The sequence below is a fragment of the Halalkalibacter flavus genome (assembly GCF_036663575.1).
In the GTDB taxonomy this organism is placed as follows: domain Bacteria; phylum Bacillota; class Bacilli; order Bacillales; family Bacillaceae_D; genus Halalkalibacter; species Halalkalibacter flavus.
Genome location: NZ_JAWRVK010000033.1, coordinates 30,442 through 48,591 on the forward strand (window position 1 = coordinate 30,442; position 18,150 = coordinate 48,591).

Below are 18,150 nucleotides of genomic sequence, written 5' to 3' on the forward strand. Positions count from 1 at the left end.
TTATACCTTGAGATAGGACAGCTGATATAACTAAGCTAATAGAAGTTGAAATTTACATCTGTATGAAATGTAGAAAATACCTATAGAAAAAGATGGGTGATTCCAAAAATAATAAAGGTGTAGGTGTATTTTTTTATAACGCTATGAATGGATTTGGATTTCTAACTCTAGTTAGAAATTTACTCTAAGTCCCCCCTTATAATAAGATTTTATAACAATGAAAGGAATGTTCAATTAATGAGTGAGGAAATAGAATAAGCGACCTAGTCATTATAATGTGAATGTACAGGGTCGCTTTTTGTTGCAATAAAACCATTTTGTATTTCGTAGTGATCAATCTTCCAGGATATCGTGAACCAAAAGAATGAATTTGATAAAGGATATCAATTAGACTTGTTTGAAAATTACAAAAATGGTAAAGTTATTTTGTAGCATTTTCTACTATGATGAATAGCCCATTGTGTATGTCTGACACACGGCCATCCTATATATATCTATTGGGTACTATTGATGTATACAGAGAAGAGCGAACTAGCACAGCAGTTTGCTCTTTACCATTTTATAAATTTAATTTTTAAAAAGAATGTAAAGTTTTGTCCTAATTTATCGAACTAACCATCAATCATATAGTATATTTAATTTATTCAAACTAAGGGGGATTTTTCATATGTCACTTTACGATAAGCTACCAGTTGATTTACTTTCAGAATTCTACTTTGCCATAAGACAAAATATTGAAAAAGGGATTTTAACTGAAAAAATGTATATTGAAATTGAACTCATTCAAGCTGCTGCTGAAAAAAAGGGATTTATTTTTTCGGAAGACCATAAGTCCAACCACTCAAAAAGTCTTACGTAAACTCCTCTATTTAGTAAGGGTATTTTCTTTCCAGAGTATTTCTAATTTCTTTCGTTTCTTTTTCTTCAATATTTATTATTATTCGCCATTTTGATATGTTCTTGCTGCTCTGTTTGTAGGACTGACCCATTTTCAATCGTTATAGTAGGGAGTTTTTCTATCTTAAATTAACGTTTCATAAACATGACTATTACTGACTCCGACAGTTTGAAAATCATTTATCTTGGCCAGACCTTTTCTGATGTAGGAGGAAACCAGTCTTATTTGGGGCTTTTAGGCTTTCCTTTTAATGCAGAAGCCCAAGTTATAACTTATCAATAGATGGTTATTTTTTATCCTTTTTTCAAATCGCTTTAACTAGGTCACGTTTAAGTTTCTACTATACGTTTTCATCATTTATGGTCTTCGGAATATGTTCATTTCAGCATTTTCCGAGACTGGCAGCAACCACTCTCGACAATATACAATTGCATGACCGCAGAATAAACGGTCGGCACTTTAAAGAGAATCGTAACTCACCCCTTCAGTGGCCAAACTAAACAGGGTGGGTTACTTTTTATGCAAGGAACCACCTTCGTCTCTTTCTAAATCAGAGTCCTTTTGTTGCTCATAGAATCCGACGATTATATCCCGAACAACAGCCGACAAAGATTTCTTTTCAACAGGTTTCATAGTTTCAAGCAGATCCCTAACAAATTCAGAAAGGGGTAAGGAAACTTTCTTAGTTTCTCCTAATGCCGGTCTTCTAGCCCCTTTACGCTTTCCGCCATGATTGAATTATGCACTCTTTTCTTATCGATTAAACAAATCATCTGGAAGGTCTGTAAAATCACTTTCAGGTTCTTTCTCAGTCTTTTTACTGTGTAGAGAGGATTTGGGATGCTCCTCTTCTTCAAAATCAGCTGGAGGAGCGCTAAAAGCGCTCTGACCAGTAACATAAGCTCTTAATGCTCTGCGAATATGTTTCGATTTATCTCCCTTAGGTAGTTTCGAAAAGAACGTATGAACTTCTTTATCTTCTATATCATCATAAGTGAATATTACTTTTTTCGTTGCCATGTCACGTTCTCACTCCTGGCCTACTTTTGCTTTTTTGAGTCTTTCTGACAAGGCTTTTGCAAACTTCCAGTTTCCTTCTAAGGACGCCGTTTGCGTATCCCCGTCTGGCATTTGAATAACATCTTCGTTTAATTCTTCTCGGAAGGTATCACCAACGTTATTAACTCCTCCACCAGTTAGTGTAAAGACATCAACCGCATCACGATTGGTGAGTGTCGTATCAATACGAGTAATAATGGATGCACAAAATCTGTCGATTACTGATTGAGCAATATTTTCGAATGGATATATTGCTCGTTCAGAGATTTTTGCGGTATATGAACCATCACGAAACCCGTCTTCAACATAGGTATATGACAAGTCTTTCACGCTGTACTTCTTTTTAATCTTATTAGCGATTTCTTTGTAGATGTCATTTTGCCCTTCCAGAATAGTGATGGAACTGTCAGGAAGACGCTTCATGTTCTTATACGTATCAACGATTGTAGTTCCAGAACCGAAATCCACTACAACAATAGTTTTTGTCTGTAAATCCTTATGTATTTGATAGGTTTCGTTCATGTGAATGTTCAAGAGCGTCCCTAATGGCTGTTCATTCACTTTTACGATTTCGACGTTAATCGTATAATTTTTATCGTTTCGTTTAACAGAATGAGTACGTTTCAAGAATTCTCTTAGCTTTTTCTCATCTTCCGATCCAATCTCATTGGACGGCAAAGAAGTTACTAAAAGAACATCCATGCTCTTTTCTTCAAAATCACTTGCCAATTCAGCAAGTACAAATTGGAATAGACACTTAAAACGCTTATTACTATATCGGTTATTGTGCGTATACGTAGGCAGCAGCTTATTATGGCTTACAGCGTCTTTAATACCTGTGCCCCATACATATTGTACTTCGTCATGAATAGTGCTCTCAAAGACGTTATAAGAACGTTCTACAGAGAAATCATCCAGTGTACCTTCACCTAAGTCCTCATAAAAGGCAATGCTAGATGGTGCGACAATGGTACGTTTTTCACTTTTAGCTTTAACAAACCCATTTCCTAAATCAATAACGAATTCTTTCATTTTAACAACCCCTATCGATATATATAATCGTATGCTCAATGTGCTATATGAACAGTATAATTAGAAATTTTATATGAGTCAATGTATTCGTAATAATATAAAGCATTATATATATGATAATGATATATAATGCTTTATTTATATTATTATATATATGATTACGAATATAACTGATTAACCTTGTGAGATAAAAACCATTTTGGATACTAGGGAAAAATAAAACAAAGGCTCATTTTTTGAACCTTTGTTTTAAAATTAATAATTTTGAGAAAATTTTAGTCCATAAGTGTTATTGTGTTATCGAATACTGATATTAAGATCATATAGTAGAAAGGGCAGGCGAGGAATATGAGCGGGAAAAAATAAACTCTCAGCAGAAAAAAAGCAGCAACCTAAATATAAGTCAGTCCGAATACATCCTGAAGATTTTCAAGAGTACAAACGACTTTCTTATTTTCAAGATAAACCGATTATTGACTTAATTTCAGAAGCGCTTGAGCTTCTAAAAAAGAAATACGACGAATAATTAAAGCGCTAGGGTTAGGAAGGGGAGGTACATGGAAGAAGTAGAGAAGTAAAAGACACAAATAGAAAGCAAATTTATTAATCGTTGGGGTAGCAATACTAATCGGGGGAGGGTTGGTTTTTCTAATAAAAACCTTTTTCGATATCTTTCTTTATACTCTTTTGCTGATCGGATTAGCTATTGTTGCTGTGATGGTCATTTATGCAGCAGTGAAAATAGTTATCTTCTTATTTTATTGCATAAGTAATTAGGAGAGCGATACTAAGCAAATGGGAGCGAGAGTTGTGGAACTGTTATTTGCACTTTATTAACGGGAGCTTTTGTTCAACCCCAACCACCCCCGTAGTTTAACTATTTTTATTATATACTAAGAATGATTATTTTTTCAAGAGAGCGTTTACATGAAAATGATATTTTTTAGATTAAATGAATGTAGGTGATTTTATGAAAGATAGATTTTATACAATTGGTATGGCTGGGCATATTGATCATGGGAAAACAGCTCTAACAAAAGCATTAACCAATATTGAAACAGATCGCTTGAAGGAAGAAAAGGAACGTAATATTTCAAGTGAGCTTGGTTACGCTCCATTAAAGATAAATGCTGAATTAGAAGTTTCCATTATTGATGTTCCAGGGCATGAACGGTTTATTAGACAAATGATTGCTGGTGTCGCAGGAATTGATATGGTGCTGCTTATTGTTGCAGCAGATGAAGGAATAATGCCTCAAACAAAAGAGCACATTGAAGTTTTGTCTTTTTTAAGAATTAAACGAGGACTTATTGTCATAACAAAGATTGATCGAGTTGATGAAGAGTTTATAGAATTAGTAAAGGAAGATATTAAGATACATGTAGAAGGTACTTTTTTAGAACAGGCACCGTTAGCTCTTGTAGACAGTATTTCTGGTAAAGGCATAGATGAATTGATACATGAAATTCAAATTGTACTAGAAGATATACCAGGTCGGAGTTGTTCTTACCAAGGGCCATTTCGTTTACCTATTGATCAGGTTTTTACCGTGCATGGCCAAGGTACTGTTGTTCGTGGAACAGCCTATGAAGGTACTGTTAGAGAAGGAGATATCCTTGAAATTTTACCACAGGGTGATAAGGTAAGAGTCAGACAAATGCAAGTTCATCATCAAGCAAAAAAAGAGGCGCAAGCAGGACAAAGGGTGGCTCTTAACTTGGGTGGTTTATCGAAAGATATGATACATCGAGGGGACGTATTGGTCTCATCCAATCAGTTCTCAAGTACAAATATAATTGATATTTCACTTCAGACGGTTAATGTGTTAAAACTACCAATTAAACAGCGCTCTTTAGTAAAAGTACATATTGGAACAGCTCAAGTTGTAGGAACGATTGTCTTTTTTGATCGCAATCAGCTGGAAGAAAAAGAGGAAGTACTATGTCAAGTCCGCCTCAATGAACCGATTGTAACGAAAAGAGGAGATCATTACATTTTACGGAGACCGACACCATCAGAAATTATTGGCGGAGGTACTGTAATTGATCCTTATGGGAAGCGCTTTAGATTTGGAGAAGAGACAGTTAGATTGTTAGCTCGTAAGAAGGAAGGGACTCCAAGTGAGCGAATTTCAGATGCGTTGAAAGAGCATAAATTCATGTCAATCAAACAATTAGTTGAACAGACAAGTTTAATAGAGGAAGTAGTAATTGAAAATATTCAAGTACTTTTAAAGCAAGGGGATGTTATTCAATTCATTGAAGGACAATACATGACTTCGGAGATATACAATGAAATAACAGGTATTGTCCAACTAGATTTACAAGAATACCATCTGAAATTTCCGATGAGAATTGGTAAAAAGAAAGCTGAAATTATCCAATCCTTAAAATCTTATGTTCCTCAAAAATCGGCAGAGGTTATCATTGACCAGCTTATTAAAGAAAAAAAATAGAAAGAAAAGAGCAATTTCTCACAGGCGTTGGCTTTGAACCGAATTATCCTGGAAAATGGAGTAATAGAATCGAGAATTTGTTAAAGAAACTACAGGGACAAGGTTTAGATGTTGATCCGTGGGAAGAGTTGATATCAAAAGAAGGAATTCCTAAAGAGATGCATGATGATTTAAAATTCTTTTTGCAAAGTAAAAGAATCACTTATTTTCTAGATGAAAAATACACCATTCATAGTAAGGTGTTTGAATATAACCTTAACAAACTGATTGATCAGACGAAAGATGAATTCACTTTAAAAGAGGCTAAGAATGCCTTAACTGTTTCGCGAAAATACTTAGTTCCATTTTTAGAATTACTTGATCATTTAGCCATAACTGAACGGAAAGGGGTTAATAGGCTGTGGTCTAATGATAAGGGAAAAATGAAAATTGTATAGTACTTAAAGTTCGTGTTCAAAAGGTGTTTACAATGGCTCCGCACGCTCCGCACGCTGCGCTCCCGCTATGAGAAGAACCCCTCATAGCGGGCTTAAAAGATGCAGCGCTTCGGTCCATAAAAGGACACAGGATCTAATCCTCCTGAAAGGGTTCAAACGCTTGGTGGAACACTCAAATTATAAGCTCTTGCTAACCGTGTAATACTATCTACGAGAATAATGACATCTTTTTTATTTTCTACTAGGCGCATGGCGCTTTCTAATATGAGTTCCGTAATTTTAATATGATTTTTGGGAAGTTCATCGAATGTAGAACTATGTACAGTAGCTTTGACAGAGCGTTTAATATCTGTTACTTCTTCAGGGCGTTCATCGATGAGAAGGATCAATAATTCTGCATCAGGATGATTATGAGCAATCCCATTAACCATGTCTTTTAATAGCGTTTTTTTCCCTACTTTGGGTGGGGCTGCGATAAGTCCAGTCCACGCTGGCCAAATCTAATGGGCGCAAATATGTCTATGAGGCGGTTTGTTATGCTATGGTTTTTTCCTTCAAGGGTTATTTTTTTGTTTGGGTGGATAGGAGTTAACGATTTAAAATGAGGCCTGAGTATCTGAGATTTTGGAGGAGATCTATTAATTTCATTAATTTTCATTAATCCATAATATTGTTCATTTTGTTTTGGTGATCGTACTTGTCCAGTCACGAGGTCCCCTGTTCTTAAAAAATTAAATTTCCCAATCTGAGATTTAGAAACATAAATGTCTCTATCATCTATCCGCGAATCCCCAGATCTTAAAAAACAAACTCCTTATCATTTGCTATCTCGAGTATTCCGCTCACAGGAAATAAAGCTGGAGAGATCACGCTCATTTACATCGCACCTTTCTAAATCTATATTTTAATTTTATAGGGTATTGAAAGTAGGGAATGGAAATCAGGTAAAAAAGAGATGGAAACCTTTTAGAAGATTTTAATGAGTTAACTATGGAGAAGGTAGATTACTGGTCTTCGGGTGTTTTTTTACTATGCTAAGTTCGATAGGAAGGAGCTTTAAGAAGATAAGGTGATGAGACAAGTAGATATTAATTAAATATTATGACATTTATTGGCTGATATCAAGTAGTTTTTTCATGATTGACATCAAAGGACATCCATTGTGACGTTTGGTGTGTACAGAGTAGCAACCTTGCTTTTTTGATTTGTATTAAATTATAATTGTTATAACAGTTATAAACATAGAATGATTTGAATAGCATAGAAGGAGGGAAAAAGAATGGCGGTGAAAAATATGGAACGCAAAGTAACGAAAATCGGAAATAGTTTAGGCGTGACGTTTCCAGCAGAATTGCTAAAGCGTCTTGGTGTAGCGCACGGTGATGACGTTTTTATTGAGGAACAGGATGGCGCCATTGTGATTCGAAAAAGTCAAAAAGTACAGTTGCCAAAAGGTGTTAGCGACGATTTCTTTGATATTCTAGATAAGAACATGAAACAGTATGATGAAACCATTAAAGGGCTGGTTGACCGTTGATACGTTATTTAACTGAACAAGAAGTGATTGCCATCAATTTACTGGTTATTGAACGATATAGCCCTAAGGAACATAAAGGGGTGAAGTTGCCTGATCTTCTTAATTCCGCCATCAATCGACCCAAACAATCCGCTTTTGGTGAAGAGGCTTACCCGACCATTTTCGGAAAAGCGGGAGCTTTGTTTGAGTCATTAGCCAAAAATCATACCTTTCATAACGCAAACAAACGAACGGCCTTTTTGGCACTGATTCAATTCCTTGCCTACAATGGTTTTCAATTTAACATGAGTCAAAAGCAAGCTGAGGATTTTGTTGTGGATGTCGTGAATCAAAAATATGAATTTGATGAAGTGGTCGCGATGATTAAAGAATATAGCGTGGAAATGTAGCCTTGTAATCATGATACAGGGCTTTTTACTATGGAAATTCTTATGGGTTTTCTTCAGTGAACTAGAAAAAGGGGGTTCGTTAGAACATTCTTAGAAAGACAGAAAGCCATTTTCCATATAGCCAAACAGGACTTGGCGGCATCACAACAGACTGATCGGAAAGCAAAATAACGCGTTCCGTCATTCTGTACGTGTCGCTTCGGTACTAAATGGACCGATAACCACAGATTGTACGGCTCAATTCTTCGCCTACAATCTGTAGGTTCCTGTTCCATTTGCCTCAAGGGCCGTACCGAACGAGCCGAAAACCGTAGAGACCTTGGGCTTCTCGCCCAATACCCAGCCAACGGTAGCCCGTTGGATCGCTTTATTTGGGTTAGTGTGTATATATCCTTCTTTGTTCTCTTCATTATAATGAGTGGGCTTATGACCGTGTGAAGGGCGGGCGTCAGGCAAACAAAATCGGCAAAGCCAAGTAGGCTAAGGGGCAGTAAGAAGCAAAGACCGCTTCCTAACTGCCCCTAAGTCATTGGGCTTCACTCGGTTTTGAACGCTAACAGGCAAAGATCATGCCTGTTACCTATGCCTGACTGGCAAGTTCGCTTCTCCGTGAGCGAACCCTTCACACGGTTTGCGCCCATCATTGCTTCCTTGTCAAACAAAGAAAGGAAGTGTTATCAATGGAAAAAGTTTACGAAATTCAAAGAATTAAGCAAGTCATTCGCGAGGTAGAAGGTGGCGAGACGTTTATCATTCGAAGTCCTGAGGATGGAGCAAAGGTTGCGGCAACATTCATCGGGGATGAAGACCGTGAAGTGTTCTTTGTGATGTGCCTGAATACGAAAAATAGAGTCGTTGCGGTTCATCGTTGTCATGTTGGTGGTCTTAACGCTAGTCTTGTTGTACCTAGAGAGGTGTTTAAGTCTGCCATCTTGAATAATAGTGCATCCATCATTGTAAGTCACCAGCATCCGTCGCAAGATGTAAAGCCTAGCCGAGAAGATATTGAAGTGACGAAGCGTTTAGCTGAATGTGGCAAGGTGCTTGGAATAGAGGTACTTGATCACATCATCGTGAATGCCGATGCTAGATATTACAGTATGAAAGAACATGATCATATCTAACTATGACAAGGAGAAGGATGGGATGTCCTTCTCTTTTCTTTTTTTGTGCGAACGTTCGACTTGTAGGGGTATCGAACCCCTACAAGTCGAGCTGCTTCCAAAGCTTCGCGTTGGCGCAGCAAGCAGAACAAAGAACACCCTGTGTTGACTTGGTCAACACAGGGTGTTATATTGAAGTTGACTAAGTCAACAGGAGGGGATGAATTGAATAAAGCAACGAAAAGGATCATTGACATGTTCCCTAGTTTTGAAGCGATGTTGAAGGATTCCGCTCATATTCAAGACGCTGTGAAAGAATTAGATGATATTGAAGGTACTTTTTTGAGATTAGCTTGTTTTTTTCAAGATCCTGATCAAGAAATGTTCAATATTGGGTTGTTATATAAGCATTTAGATAATGATTGGTTAGAATTAGCGTTAGAGTTGATGGTTGAATTCTTTAAAGAAGATACCTTTTTAATTCAAAAACCAAATCTTTCGTTTGTCCGAAAAGAAAGTAATGATTATTATACCCAAAAGACTTTTGCTGATTATTTGTCGGAGAATGGATTAAATTATGATAAACGTAAATTGAATGTGTATTTTCATCGAGGGAAGTTACCAGAACCTGATCTAAAGCTTGGAGGGACGCCCTATTGGCACAAAAAGTCTGTTGAGATGTTTTGTGCACAAGAAAAAGGGAGAGTCCACTCTCAAAGATGAATCTTAGTATTGGCGTTAAAGCATACCTAGAAAAGGAGATTGGAAAATGAATCGCCACTATTTTCAAAACCTCTATTGGGGAGTATTGATGTCGATTCCATTCTGCTATGTGATCAATCATAAAATGAAGCTGAGTTTGTGGCTGATTCATTCCCATTCTGAAATCAGTGCTGATCGAAATGAAGGTGAAAGATAAGCTAGCAGACGCGTTGCTTTTTCATTTTATAGTTGTCGAAGGGTATATAGAATGAACAGTCTTGGTGACAGAACGACAGACTGATCGGAAAGCAAAGAGCGCATGAGCTGATATTACAGATTGGAACCAAGGGCGGTTCCAAAGCATTGATAAGAATTTTATGGGTGTTTCTTCTTGCTGTACCAGTTGTCCTATTGAGAGTGCAACCTCATTAAGCGATATAAAAGAGAGCTCCTAGTTGAGAAGCTCTTTTTTGACTAAAACCAACTGTAACAGCCCGACGATAGATTTATTTTCTCTTTATTCTATGAAGATGTCTCTTTACTGGTATCTTACATAGGCCTAATTGCAAGCAAATAAAAGGACTTCAATAAAGAAGGTCAACTGACGAAATGCATTCTTAAAAATCATTGGATATAGCGGTTGTATAGGATCTAAACAATGAAAGAGGCGATGACGATGTGTGGAAGGTTTACCTTAACGGCAAGTCCAGAGGCCCTTCAAGAGGAATTTGGAATCCTATTTCCTGAGATAAAAGCTAATTACAATATTGCTCCATCACAAGATGTTCTGAGTATCGTGGGGCATAAAGAGGGATTGAAGGCTGGTTTTTTAAAGTGGGGGCTTGTTCCGTCCTGGGCAAAAGATAAGAAGATTGGGTATAAAATGATTAATGCTCGTGCGGAGACGATAGACGAGAAGCCTGCCTTTAGGCAGTTATTGAAGCGTCGACGCTGTTTGATCGTAGCGGACAGTTTTTATGAATGGAAACGAGAAAATGGTCAGAAAAAGCCTTATCGAATTACGGTTGGAGGTGGGGACCCCTTTACTTTTGCTGGTTTATGGGATTGTTGGAGAATGAATGGGGAAGAAATTGTGTCTTGTACCATTATTACGACAGAACCAAATCAAATGATGAGCGAACTTCATGATCGGATGCCCGTTCTTTTAGAAGAAGGAAACAGGGAAGCATGGGTAGGTCAAAGCATTGATGATAAAGATTTATTGAAAAGCATTTTGCAACCTTATGATAGCGAAAAGATGAGTGCATATGAAGTCAGTACGTTGGTGAATAATCCAAGGAACAATGGGGAGGAGCTCATTGCGGCGTTGTGATAGAGGTGTATCGTGAACTAGCAAGTACTCTGTTTTTTTATTTTTTTATGGGCTGGCCTTAAGGCTGGCTTTTTTGCTTTGGAAAAGTTTTTTATAGACGATCAGAACCTTTATTTCGTGAAACAGAGCTACCGAATCTTTTAATAAAACTAGGAGGTTTAAAATTAGATCCTAATATTTGGGCAGTGATTTTAAGATGCCTATGGTTTAGTGGTTATTCGTGGGGATGAGAATCTTTGAGCAACGCAAAAGACAGAGTTAAAATAGCATATGATTTATTGGTTGAATATGCCCAAGAACACACATCGATAGTATTAGTAGGACATGGATTTTTTAATATGTTAATAGCTAAGGAACTGCAAAAAATGGATTGGAAGTATGAAAGAAAAATAAATTCAAAGCATTGAAATTGTACAACATATTCCTTATTTAGCTAAAGAATCATTATCTTGAATAAGATTTAAACAATGATATTCAACGATCGGGCGCTTTTCTGAAATAGGAAAAGCGTCTTTCTTCATGAAAAGGGCCATTTAATGGAATAAAACTTGGCGGTTAAATTGGATATTTATGTTAAAATATTAGAGATTGTGAAGAATTGTACTTAAAGTAAAGTGGCAGGATTGTTTAACAAGGTTATTGAATTTTTATGGGAAATGCTTATGGAAGCCAAGCCATTTGATACAGGGGAGGAGAATTTTGAAGAAATCAATTATACTTCTTATTTTCGGGATTTTAGGGGTACTTTTAATATTTATGGTTATAGGAATAGTTTCTTTCTATTCTGCATCCAAGACCGAGAACCAAATGCCAATTGAGATGGTAGCTTTCAATAGTTTAACTGATGAAGAAAGTGCTTTAATTCCAGTAAGCCCAAAGGATTCAATTGTAAAACAAGTACCTGTTAATGATGATATAAAAGCATCAATTGATATAAATTATGACAAAGACCAAGTTTATTCTGTTACTTTTAATAACACTGAGACAGATACCACTGGAAACCTTGTAGTTTTTGTTGGTTTGGATAAAAAAGCAGTTCTTGGGAAAGGGTTTACCAGTAAATAAAAAGGGGTTATTCTTGCGTTAACGGGTGCGAATGCTTAACAGGGTATTCGCTTCTTTCGTTATAGGGCAGGTTATTGCAACAGTTCTTATTTGTCATAATCCACGTACATATTTTAAAAATTTAGAGAGGGTGAAAAAAAATGAAGTTAAACTTAATGCTTATAATCATTTCATTTGTTTTTTTACTTGCAGGATGTAATGAAAGTAGTCCAGAAGGTAGTCAAGAAACAGCAAATTATCCAGAAGATGCTTTAAAGGCGATAGAGATTGAAAACAAAGAAAGAGAAATAAATGTATATGGTTCCCATAAAGTAAATGAAGAGTTAGTCTTAATAGTTTTTAGAGGGGCAATGAATGATGAAGACATTTGGGTTGCTGATGTTCATAAAGAAGACGGTCAATGGACAGCCAAAGAAATAGTCCAAATGGATGGACCATTTGAAGAAAATGGGGAAATTCAAACAGTCATTACTAATGACGACTTTGGATATGAAGTAGGTTATATTGAAAGCAATGTTCCAGCCACTGAAGACTTAAATATTATTGAAATCGATGAAATTGCGGTAGCGCCCTTTTCTTTTCAAGTAAAGGACAGGATAATTTAAAAAGAACAGACAGTGTTATACTTAAATGAAAAGAGAAAAATGTGAGGTAACGTGATGGATTTCTTTGTACCTTTATTGGCTACTCTTATTTTTGGCTTTTTTGGAGTCATTGGTTTTCAACATGCTTTTAAGAGATATAACCCTGATGAGAACTTCTTAGATATAATGTCAGCGTATCCTACGTTGTTTCAAGTCTTTGGGAAGTTATTTTTATGGATTACTAAAAAAATCTTCCCAGAACATATTCATATTAAAGTATATCGGGTAGCTGCTTTTCTATTTGGCTTATTGATGTTTGGAATAATAGTTTTATTTTGGGTAGTTTTTAACATTGAAATTTAAAATTCTTATTGTGGTAACGGGTGCTTTTCTTAAATAGATTGATACAACGATCTTCAGCAATCGGGCGCTTTTCTGGAATAAGAATTGCGCTCTTTCTTAATGAATAGGGCGCAATACTTGAAGAAGGAATTTGTTGCTTCTTTAAAGAATAGTATCTATTGTTAGCTGAGCTTAGTTTAGATGAGAAGAGAAAGGTGAGATGAGAATGGGACAAATTAAAATTTTTGGGGTTAATGATAGGTTAAATCCAATTAAGGAAACGCTATCGAATGTTATTCATTCGTGTATGGTGGAAGCTCTTGAATTTCCTTCGGATAAGAAATTTCATCGCTTTTTCCCTATGGACAAAGAAGATTTTTATTTTGCGAGTGGAAGAACTGAATCATATACTGTAATTGAGATTAGTATGTTTGAAGGTCGAACGGTAGAAGCTAAAAAATATTTAATTAACCTACTATTTAAACGTATAAATAGTGAATTGAGTATATCCCCTCAAGATGTTGAGATAACAATTTTTGAAACACCGAAACATAACTGGGGAATAAGGGGATTACCTGGGGATGAGTTAGCACTTAATTATAAAGTTAATGTATGAGTAAAAGGTGGTCAATTAGTGACCACCTTTATAGCTTCTTTAAGTAAGTGCTTTAGTAAAATAACTAAGGAGCCATTGTCTGTAGCTTTTTGTAATTTCAATCTTCCACAATCGGGCGCAATTCTGAAGTGAAGAATTGCGCTCTATCTTTATTTAAAGGGCCATTAAATGGAGAAAGGCATATTGAGCAAACGGGAAGTAATTTTGCAAGGTAGTTTTTTTTTGAGTAATTTACTAGAATTGGTAATTATAATACCATATAAGAATGGAGATGTACGAAAGGAGCATGGACTTTAATGGGAGATATCCTTTAATGGCTAAGTAATTGAATGGATTTGTTGATTCCTTTTTTATTGAAGGATCAATCGTCTATTTTCATTTAAACCATTATAGGATCGCTGAGTTCATGTGCTATAAACACACCGAGCGAATGCCTATTTTAGGGTATTCGTTTTTTTGTATGGTGAGCATACATCTCCAATATCACTTTGTTCAGTGTTTCCGCGAGGAGAGACTTTTATGAAACGATTAATGAATAAGATCGCGATTGTTACTGGCGCTAGTCGAGTAAAGGGCATCGGTACTGCAATATGTCGAGAATTAGCCAGAGAAGGCGCAGACATTTTTTTCACTCATTGGTCAAATTATGATCGTCTGATGAAGTATTTTATAGATGATGATTCCAATTGGTCGCAACATCTTATGGAGGAGATCCGCAGCTTTGGAGTACGATGTGAATCAATGGAATTGGATCTTTCGCAACCAGATGCACCGAGGAAACTGCTTGATGAAGTTCACGAGAAACTGGGTTCTCCATCAATTCTTGTGAATAATGCAACACATTCCGTTGACGTGGATTTTCGTTCCATAAATGCAGACATCATCGATGCTCATTATAGCGTAAATGTTAGAGGAACGTGTCTTTTGACTGTTGAATTTGCTCGTCAAATTGAAGGCAAACATGGTGGTCGAATTATTAACATGGTGTCAGGTCAGGACAAATCACCTGAGCCTGGCAATTTGGCATATGTTACAACAAAAGGTGCTGTTTCTACTTTTACTAAATCAGTCGCTCTTGAATTAGCACCACTTAAAATCACGGTTAATGCTGTAGATCCTGGACCAACTGACAGTGGATGGATGAACAGTGAGTTGAAGGAACACTTATTACCGAAATTCCCGATGGGTAGAATCGGTGAACCTAGAGATGCTGCAAAGTTAATCGTCTTTCTAACAAGTGAAGAATCTGAATGGATTACGGGGCAAATTATCCATTCAGATGGAGGCTTCTGGTGATTTAACGTATTAGTGGTCGCCCACTTGTATTTGTTTTTTTCATCTATGGAGCATAATGTTCAATAAGTGTGAACTCTTTTCAATGGCCTGAATAATTCCAGTAATAGGGCACTTTTCTGAAACAAGGAAAAGTGCCTTTCTTAATGTAAAGGGCCATTTAACGGAATAACACTTATAAATAAAAATGGATATTTATGTTAATATTGGTGTGAAATTGTGAAGAAATGTACTTAAACTGCTCAAGAGTTGAAGAAGTGATATGATGATGAACCAATAGTAATGGCGTTGGGTGCTATTTCTCCAATAGAAGCTACATCAGCTCTGAAATATTACAGATTAACTCAAATTTATGGAGGTTACTCTATGGACTACAACCTTTTTAGAACTTTACCTGAAGTACCAAATCCTAAGTACATTGTATTTAGTGATTTTGATGAAACGTACTTTCCTCACCAATTAACAGCTGAACGAAAAAGTCAAATACGAGCATTAGAACAGACTATCGTAGAAAAAAGTAGGGTTTCTGGTTTACTTTTTGGCTTGGTAACGGGTAGCAGCATTGAGGCTGTTCTTGAAAAAATGAAGAGGGGTGGATTTCAGTATCTTCCTCATTTTATTGCAAGTGATTTGGGGACGGAAATTCATTATTTCAACAAGTTAAAACAAGGTGAAATTGATGTAGAATGGCTTAACAGGTTTGATAATGGCAATTACCATCCCGGTAAAATAAAAGAGATAGTTGATTTATTGGCTTCTAAAAATATTGTTTTAGATAGCCAATCACAGATGGGCGCATCAAAATACAAAAGCAATTACTACTATTTCTGCAAGAATGAAGGGGACGACCAATTAAACCTTAATCATATTAGACAAGTTGCTTGTGATTTTAAAATTGGCATAAACATCAATCAATGCAATCCTTTGGCTGGAGACCCAGAGAATGCATATGATATTGATTTTATACCTTTAGGAACTGGAAAAGATGAGATTGTGAAATATATATTAGCAAAATTTAAGATAGACCGAAAAAATGCAATTGCTTTCGGTGATAGCGGTAATGACTTAAAAATGTTACAGGCTGTAAAGTTCGGTTATTTACTTGAGAATGCTACAAATGAGGCAAAAAATGGACATGGGCGTTTAACCATAGGTTCTTATTCAGAAGGGATACTTAACACCATTAAAGAGCTAGTTATATAGTAGCGATTGGAAACATTTTTTATAAGTTTTTAAATTAAATGGTCATTGTTTGTGGAACAAAACGGGTGCTTTAATTTAATAAAAATGATTTATAACAAACAAAAAGGAGAGCAAACTGTGAATTATCAGTCTGCTCTAAGGATCTATAGGAGAAGGGGGTCTTTCAATTATACATAATTTTATGTATAAATGTTGATAATTTACATAACTTAAAACAGGTAAAACCCTTAATAATTCTAGAGTGTATAAAATCATGTGTAAACGATAAAAATCGCAAAAACCAGTTTTATCAAGGGTTTTGCGATTTGACATATACTTTACGAATAATAAAAAAATATTATTTAAACAAATGTATTTAATTAGTTTCATATTGATATTTATTAGCATTCTAATGACTTTCTTCAACTTCTAAAGGGTTGTTTATTCAACAAGTCTATGCAAACATGATCTTCAACAACCGGGCTACAACTTACTAACACACTTTAAAAAAATTTATATAATATATAGAGAGATAATAAAACATATAACATACTCACCTCCTTTCTTTTCATGCTGTATTTTGATAAAATGACTGCCTTTCTTTCCATAGGTAGTCCTAATTTATAAACTACATGCAGAAGAAGCCTTCACAGATGTGAGGGCTTCTTTACATGGTAATTTGATAGAGATGGTTCATTATATTGAACTCTGTAATTGAGTTAGTTAAAGAAAATGGAATAATAATTCATGTCAGATAATACATTATATCTCATTGACAATTGTAAAATTTTGGATATTATAAAGGGGAAAGGAGTGTTATTCCATGAAGCCCAATTTTGCAGAAGTTGTTAAAAGCTTTGAAAAACGTCTAAAACGCAAATTAACGGACGTTGAATATCGCATACTCTACTTAAATTTTGTTAAGTCTTCTCAAAATCGCAAGTAAATCCTTCTTATCTCTTCCAGTCCATTGTACTAATTCTTCTATAGTGGGATTCCTACCTTTTGTCATTTGTATGTTTTGTATAATTTGTTTAACTTTACGCTCTATATGATTCAAAAGATCACCTTTTTGAATACATTATATACGAACGTATATTCTCGTATCAAATGGGAAGAAATGCCCTCACTACTGATGTAGGGGTTACGACTTATTGCGGGTGGTACAGATTCGCTGGTACTACCCCTAGATGAGCATTTAAACTCTTTTTTGATCTTTAGATTCTATTTGCTTTTCCAATTGTCTATATATTCCAACAATTATAATGATGGATATAAGAAATTCTAAGGTATTGATCGGATAGCCCTCTACCTGTATGTATATTTCTTTTGTGTATATTAAAGCGAACCGCAAAGAATATTCCAAACAATACTAATAAGTTACATTGTAAATTAAGGATTTTTTCACCCATTCCAAACTACACCCCTTTAATACTTATTTTGGAAATTCCTCCGCAATTTTAAACAGTCATTTCTCGAATTTAATGAGAAGTCCATTTTTCTTTTCAAATAATAAAAAGCCATTAGATATCGACTCTAACAGCCTCTTAAACGCTCCAAAAATCATCATAATCAACATCCTTCTTAAAAACATCTCTCAATGTTTTTATGATTCTTTTCCCATTCTTCATAGAAGGGTGAAAAGAATCTCCTTGAACCAGACGACTAATAGTTGATTTAGAAATTCCGCTATGTTGAGCTAAATCTTTTTGTTTTATACCGTGTTTATCTAAGAACCTACCAAACTTACTTCCGCGTCTACCTAATCCGAAAAACATTTATAACAACCCCTTATCATTTGATTATTCAATACTAAAGAGGATGGTCAAAAATCCTATTTATTAAACATCCGAAATAATTGAAAAATTGAATTGTCTGGAATTCCAAAAAATTTGGACTAAATAAAAACTCCCTTACATATCCTTTACCAAAGACGGAAGGGAGCGTCACGCCAATAAAATGGAATGGTGATGCTAGTTGTATTAATGGGAGTCAATACACGTCAACAAGACGTCAGGAGGGGTTTATATGTATAGACCGACGGTAAGATATGAGGATGTGTACAAAGAGTATGTGGAGAATGTTTTTCATGCTACCCATCTAGATCGCAGTCAAATTATAAG

The 18,150-nt window shown here is 35.7% G+C and carries 20 protein-coding genes and 1 pseudogene; 16 read left to right on the forward strand and 5 right to left on the reverse strand.

All coding sequences use genetic code 11. The annotated features are described in order from the left end of the window. Window positions 1–667 precede the first annotated feature (667 nt). Window positions 668–859, forward strand: coding sequence for a hypothetical protein (locus SAY88_RS18280; protein WP_332633595.1), 192 nt, complete (start codon window positions 668–670; stop codon window positions 857–859). A 792-nt stretch (window positions 860–1,651) separates the two neighbouring features. Here SAY88_RS18280 and SAY88_RS18285 read toward each other — a convergent pair. Continuing rightward, a complete protein-coding gene (locus SAY88_RS18285; RefSeq protein ID WP_332633596.1) occupies window positions 1,652–1,918 on the reverse strand; it encodes a hypothetical protein in 267 nt (88 codons plus the stop codon). 9 nt (window positions 1,919–1,927) lie between these two features. After that, window positions 1,928–2,989, reverse strand: a complete 1,062-nt coding sequence (locus tag SAY88_RS18290) for a ParM/StbA family protein (RefSeq protein ID WP_332633597.1) — start codon at window positions 2,987–2,989, stop codon at window positions 1,928–1,930. 970 nt (window positions 2,990–3,959) lie between these two features. On the opposite strand from SAY88_RS18290, the gene selB reads away from it, so the two are divergent. Both selB and SAY88_RS18300 read left to right on the forward strand, forming a co-directional pair. After that, complete coding sequence (selB, locus tag SAY88_RS18295; RefSeq protein WP_332633598.1) at window positions 3,960–5,444, forward strand: selenocysteine-specific translation elongation factor; 1,485 nt, start codon at window positions 3,960–3,962, stop codon at window positions 5,442–5,444. Between the two features lie 77 nt (window positions 5,445–5,521). Continuing rightward, entirely contained in the window at window positions 5,522–5,881 is a 360-nt protein-coding gene (locus SAY88_RS18300) for a SelB domain-containing protein (protein ID WP_332633599.1), read from the forward strand. Window positions 5,882–6,033: 152 nt separating this feature from the next. Here the strand turns inward: SAY88_RS18300 and SAY88_RS18305 are convergent, their stop codons facing one another. Together SAY88_RS18305 and SAY88_RS18310 are read right to left on the reverse strand one after the other, a co-directional pair. After that, a complete protein-coding gene (locus tag SAY88_RS18305) occupies window positions 6,034–6,312 on the reverse strand; it encodes a hypothetical protein (protein WP_332633600.1) in 279 nt (92 codons plus the stop codon). A gap of 23 nt (window positions 6,313–6,335) precedes the next feature. Next, window positions 6,336–6,683: pseudogene (locus tag SAY88_RS18310) on the reverse strand (transcription termination factor Rho); the annotation flags it as partial. Window positions 6,684–7,160: 477 nt separating this feature from the next. Here SAY88_RS18310 and SAY88_RS18315 point away from each other — a divergent pair. From SAY88_RS18315 to SAY88_RS18375, 13 genes are all read left to right on the forward strand, one after another. Beyond that, complete coding sequence (locus SAY88_RS18315; protein WP_332633601.1) at window positions 7,161–7,418, forward strand: AbrB/MazE/SpoVT family DNA-binding domain-containing protein; 258 nt, start codon at window positions 7,161–7,163, stop codon at window positions 7,416–7,418. After that, window positions 7,418–7,807, forward strand: a complete 390-nt coding sequence (locus tag SAY88_RS18320) for a type II toxin-antitoxin system death-on-curing family toxin (protein WP_332633616.1) — start codon at window positions 7,418–7,420, stop codon at window positions 7,805–7,807. Before SAY88_RS18315 ends, SAY88_RS18320 begins: the two co-directional genes overlap by 1 nt. Before the next feature lie 680 nt (window positions 7,808–8,487). Next, window positions 8,488–8,931 carry a JAB domain-containing protein gene (locus SAY88_RS18325; protein WP_332633602.1) on the forward strand — a complete coding sequence of 148 codons (444 nt, stop codon included), beginning with the start codon at window positions 8,488–8,490 and terminating at the stop codon, window positions 8,929–8,931. A gap of 204 nt (window positions 8,932–9,135) precedes the next feature. Further along, window positions 9,136–9,633, forward strand: a complete 498-nt coding sequence (locus tag SAY88_RS18330; RefSeq protein WP_332633603.1) for a hypothetical protein — start codon at window positions 9,136–9,138, stop codon at window positions 9,631–9,633. A gap of 46 nt (window positions 9,634–9,679) precedes the next feature. Further along, window positions 9,680–9,829: a hypothetical protein gene (locus SAY88_RS18335; protein ID WP_332633604.1), complete on the forward strand. Its 150-nt coding sequence runs from the start codon at window positions 9,680–9,682 to the stop codon at window positions 9,827–9,829. 441 nt (window positions 9,830–10,270) lie between these two features. After that, window positions 10,271–10,945 (forward strand): SOS response-associated peptidase, encoded by a 675-nt coding sequence (locus SAY88_RS18340; protein ID WP_332633605.1) that lies wholly within the window; start codon window positions 10,271–10,273, stop codon window positions 10,943–10,945. A gap of 236 nt (window positions 10,946–11,181) precedes the next feature. After that, the gene (locus tag SAY88_RS18345) at window positions 11,182–11,352 is read left to right on the forward strand and encodes a hypothetical protein (RefSeq protein ID WP_332633606.1); all 171 of its coding nucleotides are present in this window, start codon (window positions 11,182–11,184) and stop codon (window positions 11,350–11,352) included. A gap of 292 nt (window positions 11,353–11,644) precedes the next feature. Continuing rightward, a complete protein-coding gene (locus SAY88_RS18350; RefSeq protein ID WP_332633607.1) occupies window positions 11,645–12,010 on the forward strand; it encodes a hypothetical protein in 366 nt (121 codons plus the stop codon). A gap of 140 nt (window positions 12,011–12,150) precedes the next feature. Further along, window positions 12,151–12,615, forward strand: a complete 465-nt coding sequence (locus SAY88_RS18355) for a hypothetical protein (RefSeq protein WP_332633608.1) — start codon at window positions 12,151–12,153, stop codon at window positions 12,613–12,615. A 54-nt stretch (window positions 12,616–12,669) separates the two neighbouring features. Further along, window positions 12,670–12,957 carry a hypothetical protein gene (locus SAY88_RS18360; protein ID WP_332633609.1) on the forward strand — a complete coding sequence of 96 codons (288 nt, stop codon included), beginning with the start codon at window positions 12,670–12,672 and terminating at the stop codon, window positions 12,955–12,957. A gap of 205 nt (window positions 12,958–13,162) precedes the next feature. Next, complete coding sequence (locus SAY88_RS18365) at window positions 13,163–13,552, forward strand: tautomerase family protein (protein WP_332633611.1); 390 nt, start codon at window positions 13,163–13,165, stop codon at window positions 13,550–13,552. Between the two features lie 519 nt (window positions 13,553–14,071). Further along, window positions 14,072–14,848, forward strand: a complete 777-nt coding sequence (locus tag SAY88_RS18370; RefSeq protein WP_332633612.1) for an SDR family oxidoreductase — start codon at window positions 14,072–14,074, stop codon at window positions 14,846–14,848. Window positions 14,849–15,211: 363 nt separating this feature from the next. Then, the gene (locus tag SAY88_RS18375) at window positions 15,212–16,048 is read left to right on the forward strand and encodes an HAD-IIB family hydrolase (RefSeq protein ID WP_332633613.1); all 837 of its coding nucleotides are present in this window, start codon (window positions 15,212–15,214) and stop codon (window positions 16,046–16,048) included. 1,526 nt (window positions 16,049–17,574) lie between these two features. Here the strand turns inward: SAY88_RS18375 and SAY88_RS18380 are convergent. Further along, window positions 17,575–17,805: a helix-turn-helix domain-containing protein gene (locus SAY88_RS18380; protein WP_332633614.1), complete on the reverse strand. Its 231-nt coding sequence runs from the start codon at window positions 17,803–17,805 to the stop codon at window positions 17,575–17,577. Window positions 17,806–18,150 lie beyond the last annotated feature (345 nt).

Coding starts and splice junctions, on each gene's coding strand:
- SAY88_RS18285 (WP_332633596.1), bottom strand. CDS start 1,918: ATGGCAACGAAAAAAGTAATATTCACTTATGATGATATAGAAGATAAA.
- SAY88_RS18375 (WP_332633613.1), top strand. CDS start 15,212: ATGGACTACAACCTTTTTAGAACTTTACCTGAAGTACCAAATCCTAAG.
- SAY88_RS18365 (WP_332633611.1), top strand. CDS start 13,163: ATGGGACAAATTAAAATTTTTGGGGTTAATGATAGGTTAAATCCAATT.
- SAY88_RS18335 (WP_332633604.1), top strand. CDS start 9,680: ATGAATCGCCACTATTTTCAAAACCTCTATTGGGGAGTATTGATGTCG.
- SAY88_RS18315 (WP_332633601.1), top strand. CDS start 7,161: ATGGCGGTGAAAAATATGGAACGCAAAGTAACGAAAATCGGAAATAGT.
- SAY88_RS18360 (WP_332633609.1), top strand. CDS start 12,670: ATGGATTTCTTTGTACCTTTATTGGCTACTCTTATTTTTGGCTTTTTT.
- SAY88_RS18370 (WP_332633612.1), top strand. CDS start 14,072: ATGAAACGATTAATGAATAAGATCGCGATTGTTACTGGCGCTAGTCGA.
- SAY88_RS18355 (WP_332633608.1), top strand. CDS start 12,151: ATGAAGTTAAACTTAATGCTTATAATCATTTCATTTGTTTTTTTACTT.
- SAY88_RS18305 (WP_332633600.1), bottom strand. CDS start 6,312: ATGGTTAATGGGATTGCTCATAATCATCCTGATGCAGAATTATTGATC.
- SAY88_RS18280 (WP_332633595.1), top strand. CDS start 668: ATGTCACTTTACGATAAGCTACCAGTTGATTTACTTTCAGAATTCTAC.
- SAY88_RS18380 (WP_332633614.1), bottom strand. CDS start 17,805: ATGTTTTTCGGATTAGGTAGACGCGGAAGTAAGTTTGGTAGGTTCTTA.
- SAY88_RS18290 (WP_332633597.1), bottom strand. CDS start 2,989: ATGAAAGAATTCGTTATTGATTTAGGAAATGGGTTTGTTAAAGCTAAA.
- SAY88_RS18340 (WP_332633605.1), top strand. CDS start 10,271: ATGAAAGAGGCGATGACGATGTGTGGAAGGTTTACCTTAACGGCAAGT.
- selB (WP_332633598.1), top strand. CDS start 3,960: ATGAAAGATAGATTTTATACAATTGGTATGGCTGGGCATATTGATCAT.
- SAY88_RS18325 (WP_332633602.1), top strand. CDS start 8,488: ATGGAAAAAGTTTACGAAATTCAAAGAATTAAGCAAGTCATTCGCGAG.